Consider the following 13,419-nt stretch of genomic DNA (forward strand, 5'->3'; position numbering starts at 1 on the left):
CTCTGGCTCTGGCTCTGGATAATCAGGAGCGGATTCCGCCTGGGCGTCAAGACTCGCGAGCCAAGCATTATCTGCTGGCGCATCGGCGCAATCTTGCGGCGCCTGATCCGGAACGGGCGAAGGTACAGGGTCAGGCTCCGGCTCAGGTTCGTTCCTGGACTCCACCTTGGCACTGGCACTTGTATTGCTCACTGCAGGCGGAGCGCGTCTGTCGGCACCAGGACGGAATGCCAGCATACGTAGCAATGTCATCTCAAAGCCCATCCGGGCATCTGGAGTAATCGCCAGATCCTTGCGCCCTAGAAGAGCAGCCTGATAGAACAGCTGGGCATCTTCCGCACTTAATTTGCGTGCCAGGGACTGAACCTGAGCCGCATCTCCCAGTGCATTGTCTGCACTCCCCGGAACAACCTGCTCCATGGTAACCCTATGGAACAGGGACAGAAGATCCGCGAGAATCACGCTGTAGTCCGGCGCAAAATCCGCTATACGGCTGATCTCCGCCAGCAAACCAGGTCCATCTCGCTCCACCAGCGCATTTACAATTCGTTCAACATCCCGCTGGTCAATCGTACCAAGCATGCTGCTCACATCTCTGACAGCAAGCTTCTGGTTACCAAAAGCAATGGCCTGATCTGTCAGGCTCAGGGCGTCCCGCATACTGCCATCGGCAGCCCGTGCCAACAACCAGAGAGCAGGCTCTTCAAAGGGTATCTGCTCAGCCGTCAGGACTTTTGTCAGGTGCCCGGCAATATGCTCCGGCGTCATGCGTTTGAGATTGAACTGCAGACAACGTGAGAGAACGGTTACAGGCAGCTTCTGGGGATCCGTCGTCGCCAGCAGAAACTTCACGTGCTCCGGCGGCTCTTCCAGAGTTTTGAGAAAAGCATTGAATGACTGATTCGTCAGCATGTGCACCTCATCAATGAGGTACACCTTGTAGCGACCACGGCTGGGTGCATACTGAACATTATCAGTAAGCTCCCGCATATCATCCACACCGGTTCGGGATGCTGCGTCAATTTCAATCAGATCAACAAACCGCCCTTCCTGAATTTCCCGGCAACTGGAACAGGTACCGCATGGGCGCGGAGTAATTCCGGTCTCACAGTTAAGGCAGCGTGCCAACAGACGCCCGATTGTTGTTTTACCCACCCCCCGGGTGCCGGTAAACAGATAGGCATGATGCAGACGCTGGTTTTCCAGGGCATGAATTAATGCCTGGAGAACGTGTTCCTGGCCCACCATATCTTCAAAGGTTCTGGGGCGCCATTTACGGGCAAGTACCTGGTAGCTCATGTTCCGCCAAATGCTGAGAAAAACGCCTTTAACCTTAGCATGGTCGCGGTTTTATAAGAAGTTATAGAAGCTATTAAGAGGCAGAAATCAGGAGTGTGCAGAGATACGGGGAAAGAGGTTTCGGAACGGACCCGAACCAGGGTAAAGCAAAAAACTGGGGGTGGCCCCACCAGCGACACTCCGGCACACAATTCCACCGCTGCGGCTGCTCCCTTCCGGGCCTGACCGGGTTCACGGTTTCATGTTGCGGAGGCACCAATGGAGCCACCATAACGGCGTTTCAGGACAATATCCCTGAAAGCGGCGCGAATATTAACAAAAGGGTTTACGGACTACAACGGCAAATCTTCCGGGCTACACAATTGCAGTTACAACAATGCGGATATCGGCAAAGGAATCTCATCCTGCCTGAACCAGCATGCCAGGCTATAACGTGTGCGATGAGCTTCAACAACTTCGTGCAGAATTTCCTCGCTCATGAATACCGCCACCCTACCCGCCTCAGGCAATATCCGGGCACAGACTTCACTATTATTTTGCCTGCTGTATATCTGAAGTGCACCACCATCCGCAGGCAGCCAATCATCATTCAGATACAGAACCAGACTCACAATACGGGATGCACGCCCCTGAAAACTGTCCACATGGGGTTTATAGAAATCGCCACAATGATAAGTTGCGTAGTGAGCCTCGATACGCTTCAGGCCCAGAAAAAGCCGCTGGTTCAACCCCAGTCGAAGGCTTTGAAAGAACTCGAAAATTTCTGCCTGAGCCGGAGTCGAGCCCTGCAACCAGGCGATCTTGTCCCGGCGAATTGATCGATCCCGCACTGGAGAACTGCCACGCCCGACACCTGCACTCTTGAGTGCATCTTTCTGATCAAGAAGGATGATTTCTGCCTGAAGTGATTTCAGCAAGGCCTCTCCGAGCCAGGGTGTAATATCAAAGCTCATCCAGCCGTGCTCACTCAGGCCCTCTGCAAGCTCATCTAACCACTGTGCTGTGTCCAATGACGTTCCCTGAAATAATATTCACCAGAATTTGACCGCTATTTTAGGGCCAGTTGTCGCCCAACACACAGTTTTGATTTACTCTCACCTGTACGCAAATGCACTTAAGCCCGGAAATTAGCCTTATGTCCGAGAGCAGCAATAAACCACCCTTATCTCTCTCCCCGGGACAATGGTCTTTTACCCGCTGGAGCACAATCGGACAACTGGAAGCATTAGAGGTTCATCACCCTTTGTTCGAAGCCACACTGTTCCTTCAGGGTGCGCACCTGACCCGTTTTACTCCCAGAGACGAGCCAGACTGGCTATGGATGAGCCCCACAGCACGCTTCGAACCCGGTCGTGCGATCAGGGGAGGCATTCCCATTTGCTGGCCCTGGTTTGGTGATCCTGCCCGCAATGCTCCGGTGGTTCGCAAACGAGTCAAAACAACGAGCCCTCACGGATTTGCCCGTACAGCACTCTGGAAACTGGAGGATGTCCGGGAAACCGCTCACGAAGTCGAGATATCTCTCTCACTCGATGCCAACGACGACTTTTCCGAGGTTTGGAGCGGCCACGCCCTGGCCCTGCTAACCTGCAGTTTTTCAGTTCGGGGCTGCCAGCTTGCTCTTACCACTACTAACCTGAGCAGCGCCCCCCTGGCCTTCAGTCAGGCACTGCACACTTACCTGCCCACCACAGACATAAAACGCTCAAGAATATTGGGCCTGGGCTTCAGCCACTATATTGATACCCTTAAAGACTGGGAATACTGCACACAGGACGGCCCGGTCTATTTCCATGGCGAGACAGACCGGATATACGAAAGCGGAGAACCTATAAGCATCGTAACGCCTACAACTGTACGAACCCTGACGGCAGTTGGCAGTGACTCAACCGTCATCTGGAATCCCGGCCCGGATAAAGCCACAAAGCTCAGCGACTTTCCTGACACGGCCTGGCAGACAATGCTCTGCGCCGAAACCGCCAATGCAGCAAGTGACTACCGTGTACTCAATGAAGGCCAGAGCCACACACTCGGTATCCTCATCGGACGGGGCTGAGCACTTACTGATCCGGTCAATTTCGTAGAACTGAGAACCCACCAACATTCATTTTTGGCGCCAGCCAGAACCAGAAAAGCCACCCTGAACAAGGTGGCTTTTCTCGGCATTACTTACGGTGTCAGGCTTTTTTACGACGCGCGGCGAGCCCCGCCAGACCCAGCCCCAGGAGAGCCAGAGTACCAGGCTCGGGTACCAAAACCGGTGAACTCGGCGTAAACACCAGCAGATCCTGAGAAGCCTCAGAAGTAAGAACATACATATCGTAGTCAATAGTTTGCGAACTCAGGTCAGCCAGCCAGGTATCAGCTTTTGACCTGGAATCCCCAAAACTACCTACGGAACGGAAGTTACCCGTACTCATACCATAGTCATTCAATTCGTAAACAATCTCCCACAGCGCCAACTGGAATGCGGTGGAAGAAGATGTATCAGTCACACTGCTCTGAAAGCCGGTGTAGAGCTGGCCAATGGAGGAAACCAGATTGGCATTATTGAAATAGCTATCGGCAGTCTGCAATTCGTAACTGACAACACCCTGCTGCTGCAGATTGGTATCAAGCTCAATGCAAAAGGCATCAAGCGCACCAGTCCAGGCGATAGGTGATTCACCCTGAGCATTACTGGTGGTAAAGGAAAACATGCCAGCGTTAACGTTATAATTCGTACCCGTTTCCAGATTCTGCAACTTCCCTGAACGGGAACCTTGCGCAAAACCGTCGTAATCCAGGTCGATCATCGGTGCCGCAGCTACGTTACCGGCAAACATCGCGCCGGCTAGAGAAATAATTGCAAACTGTTTTGTATGAAATTTCACGAGCATATCCTTTTTGCTTCTGATGGTTCTTTCAAAATCTACCGGTCAAAAGCAAATCAAACGCCAACACTACAATTATTGATATATATCAGCTGGATATAAGACAAAACCCGACTGCTTACAGCGCTTTACCGACTCAACTGTAATAAATACCGACACATATTCGCCAAACAAGGGCTGCCCGCCTGCCTCCCGCCCTGATAGCACTTGCGGTTGCACTGAATCGCCACCCCCCTCAAACTACCCCTATCCAGAAAACAGGCAGATTACATGCTTCCAGATCTAAGCGTGATAAGCCATGGCGCTGCCGCCACGGTGTATGCAATCCTCGCGGTGCTCGTAGGTACCCGCTATTTGAGGCGTGATATTGACCGTGCTCTGTTTCTCGCAGCACTGGTTACCACCCTATGGGCCTCCACTCTCCTTACCCAAAGCATCTGGGAGCACCCCGGCTTTTTTGTTCGTTACCTGCTGGAACTGCTCCGCGATACCGCCTGGATCCTGCTTCTCTTTGCCATGCTGCGGGATACATTCCGGCAGGGGCATCTGAGCGGGCAAATTAAAAAGGCCCTGGGAATTGCAGCAACCGTAGTACTCATAACACTGCTCGCGCTTGGTAGCCTGGAGTTTATTTTTAATCTCACACTGGTAGGCGGGAAAACAAAACTTATCGGGCAGATCGCCCTGTCACTGCTTGGCTTGTCTCTGGCTGAACAGATCTGGCGCAACGCACCGGCCTTTGGCCGCTCCAGTATGAAGTACCTGTGCATCGGGGCGGCCGCAATCTTCGCTTTCGACTTTTTCATGTACGCCGACGCCTTGCTGTTTGGCCAGATGGCCGATTCATTCTGGAATGCACGGGGCTTCGTAAACGCTGCACTGGTGCCACTTTTCGCCATCAACGTCGTCAATACCCGCAAACAACCTATTGATTTTCAGCTTTCCCGCTCTGCGGTTTTTCACGTTGGAACCCTGGTTCTTGCTGGCGCTTATCTGCTTCTGCTTGCCGTCAGCGGGTATTACATACGTATTCTCGGTGGTAACTGGGGCGAAGCTCTACAGGTGCTGTTATCGGCTGTGGCCCTGGTTTTCCTGGTAACCCTGCTGCTCTCACGGCGTCTGCGGTCAAAAATGATGGTTCTGATCAGCCAGAACTTTTTCGACTACAAGTACGATTACCGGGAAGAATGGCTGAAAATGACCAAAGAGTTGTCAGATCTCAGCGACCAGCCTCCCCTCCCGCTGCGAGCGATCAGGATTCTTTCTGGCCTGGTCGAAAGTAACGCAGGCGCCATCTGGCTGAAGAGTGAACAGGGTTCTTACACCCTCAAAGAATCGGCTAACCTGACTACCCCCAGGTTCACAGTCATTGATGAACACGCAGACCTGGTCCGGTTTTTTTCAGATAAGGAATGGATTGTAAATCTGGATGAATACCGGGCGGATCCGGTGAGCTACGACTTGCTGGAAATCCCCGATGCGATAGCAAAAACTCCGGACGCCTGGCTCGTCATTCCTCTTTATCTGGGCAACGAACTCTACGGTATTGCGATGATAGGCCGGCCTTATGCCCGTGTAGACCTGAACTGGGAAAACTTTGACCTTATCAAAGTTGTAGCCCGCCAGACATGTAACCTGCTGGCACAGGCAGATGCACAGAACCGGCTTTCACGGGCAATGCAGTTTGAGGCAGTCAGCAAGGCATCTGCATTCATGGTTCACGACCTCAAGACGGTTATAGCGCAGCTATCGCTACTGGTGAACAATGCCCAAAAGCACAAGAGCAATCCCGAATTTGTTGATGACATGATCTCAACCACAGACCATGCGGTCAGCAAGATGACCAATCTTCTGGAACACATTCGCAAGCCCGCGGCTGCAGAAGACAACTCAAAAGTGCTGGATCTGACCCATCTGGTAACAAATCTTCTTGAACACTACAGCCGGCAGCAGCCTTTACCCACCCTTGTGGGGACTCCCCCACAGATCATGGTAAAAGCAGACGCAGAAAACCTGCGAAGCGTGATAGGCCACCTGATCCAGAACGCACAGGACGCAACGCCCCCCGATGGCGAAGTCACCCTTTCTCTTAAAATCGCCAAAGGTAACGTTGTCCTGTTCATCCAGGATACAGGCTGCGGCATGACCGATGATTTCATTAACGATCGGCTTTTCAAGCCTTTCGAAAGCACCAAAGGCCTCACAGGCATGGGAATAGGCGCTTACCAGGCCAGGGAATACATTCAGAAGCTCGGCGGTACCGTTGATGCTACAAGCGAACCTGGGCTAGGTTCCTGCTTTTCCGTTCGCATTCCGCTGGCAAGTGATTCCGGATATTCCCCTTCGGCGGCTACAAATGAAGAAAGCACCGAAAATAAACGAAATGAAGAGCAACGATCAATTACTGACGCCGAAAATCCGGTAAAACTGGTCAATTAATTGGCGCCAGACCACAACAAACAAATCGATCATTGCAAAGTGTCAATGTTCAGTTAAGAATCAGGTGGAGTGGAAAACTCCAAACAAAGGAATTGTTGCTGTTGTGACTAGACGACTGCTAATTGTAGAAGACGACCCGGGTCTGCAAAGCCAGATGCGCTGGTGCTTCAACGCAGACCTTGCGGTGAGCGTAGCCTCCGACAGAGAAGCCGCCCTTACCGCACTCAGGCGAGAAGAGCCTGATGTTGTAACACTGGACCTGGGCCTCCCCCCGGATCCGGGCGGCGCAACAGAAGGTTTCGCATTACTGGAAGAAATTCTCCGCCTCGCCCCATTAACAAAGGTGATTGTTGTTACCGGCCGTGAAGACAAGGAAAACGCCGTTAAAGCCATAGGGATGGGCGCATCTGATTTTTATCAGAAACCACTGGATGCCGACATTCTTAACTTTGTCGTTAACCGGGCCTTCCGCCTTGCAGAACTGGAAAGGGAAAACCAGGATCTGGCCCAGCGAGGCAATGGCACCAACATTAAAGGTATTGTCGCCGCAAGCCCGCAAATGATGGCTGTATGCCGAACCCTTGAGAAGATCGCCCCCACCGATGTAACAACCCTCATCATCGGTGAAACCGGCACAGGCAAAGAAGTGCTGGCTCGCGCACTGCACGACCTGAGCCCTCGGGCCGGCAACGCTTTTGCGGCCATCAACTGTGCAGCTATTCCTGAAAACCTTCTTGAAAGTGAACTGTTCGGCTTCGAGAAAGGTGCCTTTACCGGCGCTACCCAGGCAAAAAAAGGCAAGATTGAAAGCGCCAATGGCGGCACCCTGTTTCTCGATGAAATAGGCGACATGCCGATGCCACTGCAAGCGAAGCTATTGCGCTTCCTGCAAGAACGCGTGGTCGACAGAGTAGGCTCAGTCAAGCCTATTCCAGTGGACGTTCGCGTGGTGTGTGCAACCCACCAGAACGTAAGCCAGTTAATCGCAAACGGGGAATTCCGGGAAGACCTTTACTACCGGATAAGCGAAATAACGCTCGATGTGCCGGCAGTGAGAGATCGCGACGGAGACGCTCTGGTAATTGCGCAGTCGCTGCTCAAAACACTCAGCAAACAAATGGATCGACAAAGCCTGACCTTCTCTGAAGATGCGATCAACGCAATCAGCAGTTACTCATGGCCAGGTAACGTTCGGGAAATGATCAACAAAGTAAAACGAGCCACCATCATGGCTGATGGCAAACGGATTACCAGTGAAGATCTCGAACTGCCAGGCAGCGAAGAGCCTGGCGCAAGCCACCTGAACCTTCGCCAGGTTCGCGAACAGGCCGAACGCAAGGCGATCATGCAGGCACTGCAAACAAGCAGTTTTAACATGACACAGGCCTCCCGGCTTCTGGGTATAACCCGCCCCACCCTGTACAACCTCACCGACAAATACAAAATTGACACATCAGCAGAAGCTTCGGAATCCTGATTTAATTTCCCAGGCATGCGATGGCAGAGAGCGGCTCAAGGAGCAGATTTAAATGATTACAAGGAAAACCACACTAAAGTCACTTCCCAGGTTCGTACTGGCAGGCAGTCTGCTGCTCGCCATACCACTGCTCACGGCCTGCAATAACAGCCCGGATTCATCAGAAGCCCTTTCTCACATAAACCGGGCTGAAACATACTCCGAACAAGGTCAGTTCCGCTCTGCCCTGCTCGAACTCAAAAATGCCATTCAGAAAGATCCGAACAACGTTGAACACATCGTTCGACTGGCAGACCTTTACCTGCAGGTAGGTGCCGCAAAACAAGCCGCAGAGCTACTCGCGCCCTGGATGCAAGAGCAGCCGGATGCGGTAGCCCTTACCCTGGCCCGTGCCTATGTAGAACAAGGCAAGCAGCTCTCTGCAACTGAAACCCTTGCAATGCAGACTCCGGATTCTCCGGAAGAACAGCTTGAAGCCTCACTGATCCGTGCAGAAGCATTGCGCAGATCCGGAGAGTCAGCCGACGCCCTGGCTCTTTTCACCAATCTGTCCACAAGCAACCCGTCAAATATCAAAGCAATAACGGGCGTTCTTCAGGCCAACATAAATCTCGGCAAAAATACTCAGGCTATAGAGGCAGCCGACGAATGGCTGGCCAAAAACCAGGCGAGCCCGGAAGTTTTGTATTTTAAAGGCCTCGCCCAATACCGGTTAAATCAACTGGAACAGTCGTCAGCAACACTTACAGACGCCGTGGGTATCCTCCCGACTTCCGATATGTTTCTGCCTATACGCCGCAACGTGCTGTCCACGCTTTCCCGCGTGCTTACGGAGCAAGGTCAGATAACGGAAGCCCAGATTTATAACCGCATCCTGGCAGAAAACCAGAACAGCGATGCAAGGGAGCAGGGACAAGCCGCTATAGAAGCAATTAAAGAAGGGAATTTTGAGGAAGCCAAAGAAATCCTTCGTGACACACTGAAGCTGGATCCGGAAAATGAACAGCTAGCCATGCTGCTGGGCGCCATATCCGCCGGCACCGGCGAGCTGGATGAAGGAGCCCAACTGCTCAAGGAAAACCTGGATCCGGAAACAACACCCACCCAGTTCATCAGAGCCGCTACAATGGCTCAGATCGATACCGGGGACCGGGAAGCCGCCCTGGAAACCCTGAGCCGGGCCATAAAAGCCCGCCCTAAAGACAACGAACTACTGGCAATGCACGGTATTCTCGCCCTCAGCCTCCCCGGGCACGAAGACAGCGGCATCGCCAGCCTTAGCAAAGCCATTGGCAATGAACCCGACCGCGTGCGGCTCAGGCTCGCGCTGGCAAGGTATTATCTGCGGAACGAAAAACCTGAACAGGCGCTGGGACAACTTCGGATGGCCTTCACGTCAAACCCGGCTGACTGGGCCACAACCAGCACCTATCTTAATGTTCTGATCCAGCAGGGAGAGGAACAGGAAGCCGCTGAAATCCGCGATTCACTACTCAACGGATACGGCGATCAGCCCCGGGCCGTATTGCTTGCAAGCCTTGTAGACACCCGCCTGGGCAACCCTGAGAAGGCCAAGTCACAACTTGAAACGCTCGTTAAAAGCAACCCGGAATTGCAAGCTCCCCAGGTAGCCCTTGCCAGCCTCTACGCCCAAACCGGAGAGCGGGAAAAGGCAGTGAATTTACTGGTAGATGCAGCCACGCTGACCCCGCAGTCAATACGTCCACTGCAACAGGCTGGCCAGATTTACATGCAGGACCATAACGTCACAGAGGCTAAATCCTGGCTGGCCGACATTGCCAAAGACCACCCCGAATTAACGCAGAACACAGATACACTCAATGCACTCATAGCCATAACTCAGGGCGAACTGGCAGAAGCGCGCACTTTCCTTGAACCATGGAAGGATTCTGAATCACCAATCATGAAACGCGCCTATGGCCAATTGTTACTCGCCGAAGCCCAGTCAGCAGTTAACAGCAAAGACTGGAGCGAGGCTCGTGCCAAAGCGGCAGAGGCCATTACCCTTGAACCTGAAAACATTGGGTTTGCGCTGCTGCCCGTAGGCATTGCCCAGGCAGAAGGCAAGATAGACGACGCTTTCGCCGCGCTCGATGCCGTTGAAGAAACACATGGAGAAGTCACAGCAACCATGCTTTCACGGGCGAAGCTGCTCAACCAACAAAAAGGACCAGGCGGTGCCTACGAGTATCTGGCCGAAAGATGGCAAGCTACCAAAAATGCACAGTTGATGCCTCCTCTCATCGGACTGGCTAAAGCAGAAGACCCTGCGTCACTCGACTCTTTAACGGAGAGCTGGCTTAACACAACCCCACAAAACCTGGCAGCCCATCTGGCCAGAGCCGAGTGGCTGATGTCCAACAATCAGGAAACCGCAGCAGCAAACCACTACGAACAAGTGCTTGCCCGGCAGCCCAATAATGTAGCCGCATTAAATAACCTTGCGTGGGTGTTACGTGAAAACGACTCCGACCGGGCACTGAAACTTGCGGCAAAAGCAAGCCAGCTTGCACCTAACAGCCCCGCTGTTCTGGATACCTATGGCTGGATTCTTCACCTGACAGGAAAACACGGAGAAGCCAAAACCGCCATAGAAAAGGCTCTGGCCCTTGCGCCAGACAATAAAGAAATTGCCGCGCATCTTGATACAGTGGAAAAGGCTCTTTAACAGATCTCACAAACGGCACGAGACCACCCAAAAAAATCAAGGCCTGAAGTGTAAACATTTCAGGCTTTTTTTTCGCTTCGGCGTCGATATTTTTTACACACCCATCAATAGCACCAACAAATCTTCTTGGATTTCAACATATTACAAACTTGGCACGCTAATCGCTTATTACCTCAATAGTATCGGGCAGTCCCGGTAAGATGCCAAACCATCCGTGAGGATGGGACGGAAAGCCAAGGATCTCTGAAATACTCAAAAGAGACAGCCTGGTTGCAAAGCAAACTACAGGGAATTAGAGCTAAACAACCGGAGAAATATATGAAAATCAAACTTATTACGGCCGCAATCGCTTTGACAGCCTGGACCGCGCAAGCCAGCGCAATCCAAGTGTTTGACGATGGACAAGACGGCGTTGGAACTGGTCTGCAATCGCAGCTGGACCTTATCAGCGTGTCTCCTGTAGCTGGAGTTTCAAGCATCGATGTCAATTCAGATCAACTGGATGATGGTCTGGACAGCTACTGGGGCATCACTGGTTCTGGCGGCAGCGTTACAACATTCATTGTTGAAATTGCGGGCCAGTCTGGCAGCAACACGTTTGGCATCTATGACTACGCAGACCCTACGAACTACGTTGAACTGTTCGACGGCAGCGCAGCTCCCGGCAACGGCTTCAGCAGCCAGGTTACGCTCAGCATGCTTGCTGACGGATCTATTGGCCTGAGCGGTAGCGACACAGGTGTCGATTTCGCCAGCAACCAGTTCGGTTACTACCTCGGTACTGCCAATGGCCCGACATACTATTCAGACAGCAGCCTGAACCAGGATGACTCTGACCAAATGGTTGCCATCCAGGGTAATGGCGTTGATACCATCCAGATCCCGGGCTTTGCTCCTGGTGTGTGGACGGCCAACGAATTTGTTCTGGCCTGGGAAGACTCTCTGTATGCCAACTCCGACAAAGACTTCAACGACCTGGTCGTGATGGTTGAGTCTGTTTTGCCAGTACCTGAGCCCGGCACTCTCGCCCTTCTCGGCCTTGGCCTTGCAGGACTGGGTGCAGCTCGCCGTCGTCAGAAAGCCTGATTCCGGTAGTGCATTAAGAAAGCCAGCTTCGGCTGGCTTTTTTTTGTTTTGGATTTGAGTTTTATGTAGACGATATACACAGTATCCTGTCGTTTAATATTCAGTCCGGCGGAACACCCGATGTTAAGGAAGACGTTAGATAACCTGTCACTCTCCAGGCCTTACCTGATTGTTACCGCGATAGCGGTGCTGATTTTCTATCCTACATGGATAAGGCTTGCAGAAGCGTGGCTCGAGTTCGAGCAGGTTCTGGCTCACGGCCTTGTAACCGGCCTCATTTTTCTTGCTCTTTTGTTAATCCATCCGCCTCAAACCGTTGATTCCAAAACACAGATAAAACCATATCATCTCGCTGGCGCAGCCCTTTTAATCATCACAACCCTGATATGGGGCCTCCTGGAACTGGTTCGCATCGACACCCTGGCCTATCTACTGCTCCCCGCCGGGTTAATCACAACGGCCTGGGCCCTGCTGGGGCTGGCCCGAACACTTAAATTTCTACCCTATGTGATCCTCCTGTCACTCTCACTGCCTGTCTGGGCAGATATGGTCCCGGTCCTTGTAGACATAGCAAGTGTAGTCGTGGGGAACTGGGTAGGCTGGTTCGGGATGACAGCGCTTATCGAAGGCAACAGCATCAGTCTTCCATACGGCCGGCTTCTCATTGCTGACGGCTGTTCGGGTATACGCTATTTCGCGATCTCCATTTTGCTGGCCATGATGATGTCCATCCTCAACGACTACCGCTGGAGGGGCTGGCTGATCACACTTCTTGCAGCGGCGACACTCAGCCTCATCGCTAACTGGGTGCGCATAACCATTCTTGTCGTTGTTGCCTACGAAACCGACATGCAAAGCGAGATGCTTGCTGATCATGAAACCATGGGCTGGATTGTATTTGCCGCTTTCATTCTGCCGGCACTATACTTTTCGCCAGTTCGTCGACGGACAAAAACAGCGCTCCCCACCGCAGACGGAAGCGTTTATAAACAAGGCATTATTGCGATTGCAGCTGCAATTGTTCTTGGCCCCATGGCTCTGGCTCTGGCGCAAAATACCGCCACACAAAAAAACCAATGGGTAATTGATCTACCGGGGTTCCAGCAAATCCAATCTGGAAAATTGCCATTACCAATCTCTCTTCCTGCTGACCTGGACCAGCAGGTCTGGCGCTCGGGTTCTACCTGGATATCATTTGCACAAAGCCAGAAAAAAAACGCTGAAGAGAAACTGGTCCCCTACTTACCACCACTATTCGACAAATCAGTCTGGCACGTTGAAAAACAACTTGAGCCGGGCATTCGTGTTTACCGAAATATTCTGACGAGAGATAGAGTGCTGGTGGCCCAACAGTATCTGGTAGGCTCCCAAAATAGCTGGAGTTATCGCAATGCAAAGTTACTGCAGATCCCGGCCATACTCACAGGCGAAACCCGCTTTGCACTGATGACGATACAAGCCCACTGCGGCCCCCAAGACTGCACGAATGCGCTCCCCGAAATACGCTCCGCGATGACCTCAATTGAAGAACAAACTTAACCAATTTAACATTATTT

9 protein-coding genes, 1 other RNA gene and 1 riboswitch are annotated in these 13,419 nt (G+C 52.4%); of the genes, 6 read left to right on the forward strand and 4 right to left on the reverse strand.

Annotation, left to right across the window (positions count from 1 at the left end):
- From dnaX to DS878_RS05000, 3 genes are all read right to left on the reverse strand, one after another.
- Window positions 1–1,299, reverse strand: a 1,299-nt coding sequence (dnaX, locus tag DS878_RS04990) for a DNA polymerase III subunit gamma/tau (protein WP_113814893.1), incomplete at its 3' end; no start/stop codon positions are given.
- Between the two features lie 164 nt (window positions 1,300–1,463).
- An RNA gene (ffs, locus tag DS878_RS04995) (signal recognition particle sRNA small type) lies at window positions 1,464–1,560 on the reverse strand.
- 107 nt (window positions 1,561–1,667) lie between these two features.
- Entirely contained in the window at window positions 1,668–2,309 is a 642-nt protein-coding gene (locus DS878_RS05000; RefSeq protein ID WP_261977600.1) for a 2OG-Fe(II) oxygenase, read from the reverse strand.
- A gap of 125 nt (window positions 2,310–2,434) precedes the next feature.
- Between DS878_RS05000 and DS878_RS05005 the strand changes: the two genes are divergently transcribed.
- Window positions 2,435–3,355, forward strand: a complete 921-nt coding sequence (locus DS878_RS05005) for a D-hexose-6-phosphate mutarotase (RefSeq protein WP_113814894.1) — start codon at window positions 2,435–2,437, stop codon at window positions 3,353–3,355.
- 121 nt (window positions 3,356–3,476) lie between these two features.
- Here the strand turns inward: DS878_RS05005 and DS878_RS15590 are convergent, their stop codons facing one another.
- Window positions 3,477–4,172 carry a PEP-CTERM sorting domain-containing protein gene (locus DS878_RS15590; protein WP_261977601.1) on the reverse strand — a complete coding sequence of 232 codons (696 nt, stop codon included), beginning with the start codon at window positions 4,170–4,172 and terminating at the stop codon, window positions 3,477–3,479.
- Between the two features lie 270 nt (window positions 4,173–4,442).
- Here DS878_RS15590 and prsK point away from each other — a divergent pair, with 270 nt between their 5' ends.
- From prsK to DS878_RS05035, 5 genes are all read left to right on the forward strand, one after another.
- Window positions 4,443–6,611 carry an XrtA/PEP-CTERM system histidine kinase PrsK gene (gene prsK, locus DS878_RS05015; protein ID WP_113814895.1) on the forward strand — a complete coding sequence of 723 codons (2,169 nt, stop codon included), beginning with the start codon at window positions 4,443–4,445 and terminating at the stop codon, window positions 6,609–6,611.
- Between the two features lie 103 nt (window positions 6,612–6,714).
- A complete protein-coding gene (gene prsR, locus DS878_RS05020; protein ID WP_113814896.1) occupies window positions 6,715–8,088 on the forward strand; it encodes a PEP-CTERM-box response regulator transcription factor in 1,374 nt (457 codons plus the stop codon).
- A gap of 52 nt (window positions 8,089–8,140) precedes the next feature.
- Window positions 8,141–10,777, forward strand: a complete 2,637-nt coding sequence (locus tag DS878_RS05025) for a tetratricopeptide repeat protein (protein WP_113814897.1) — start codon at window positions 8,141–8,143, stop codon at window positions 10,775–10,777.
- 192 nt (window positions 10,778–10,969) lie between these two features.
- Window positions 10,970–11,055: riboswitch (cyclic di-GMP riboswitch) on the forward strand.
- Between the two features lie 40 nt (window positions 11,056–11,095).
- The gene (locus tag DS878_RS05030; RefSeq protein ID WP_113814898.1) at window positions 11,096–11,863 is read left to right on the forward strand and encodes a DUF4114 domain-containing protein; all 768 of its coding nucleotides are present in this window, start codon (window positions 11,096–11,098) and stop codon (window positions 11,861–11,863) included.
- A 120-nt stretch (window positions 11,864–11,983) separates the two neighbouring features.
- A complete protein-coding gene (locus DS878_RS05035; RefSeq protein WP_113814899.1) occupies window positions 11,984–13,402 on the forward strand; it encodes an exosortase/archaeosortase family protein in 1,419 nt (472 codons plus the stop codon).
- The last annotated feature ends 17 nt before the right edge of the window (window positions 13,403–13,419 follow it).

Source organism: Marinobacter sp. F3R11 (genome assembly GCF_003318275.1).
Lineage (GTDB): Bacteria > Pseudomonadota > Gammaproteobacteria > Pseudomonadales > Oleiphilaceae > Marinobacter.

Excerpts from the sequence above, each read along its gene's own strand:
- DS878_RS05035 (WP_113814899.1), top strand. The coding sequence starts at position 11,984 with ATGTTAAGGAAGACGTTAGATAACCTGTCACTCTCCAGGCCTTACCTG.
- prsK (WP_113814895.1), top strand. The coding sequence starts at position 4,443 with ATGCTTCCAGATCTAAGCGTGATAAGCCATGGCGCTGCCGCCACGGTG.
- DS878_RS05025 (WP_113814897.1), top strand. The coding sequence starts at position 8,141 with ATGATTACAAGGAAAACCACACTAAAGTCACTTCCCAGGTTCGTACTG.
- DS878_RS05030 (WP_113814898.1), top strand. The coding sequence starts at position 11,096 with ATGAAAATCAAACTTATTACGGCCGCAATCGCTTTGACAGCCTGGACC.
- DS878_RS05005 (WP_113814894.1), top strand. The coding sequence starts at position 2,435 with ATGTCCGAGAGCAGCAATAAACCACCCTTATCTCTCTCCCCGGGACAA.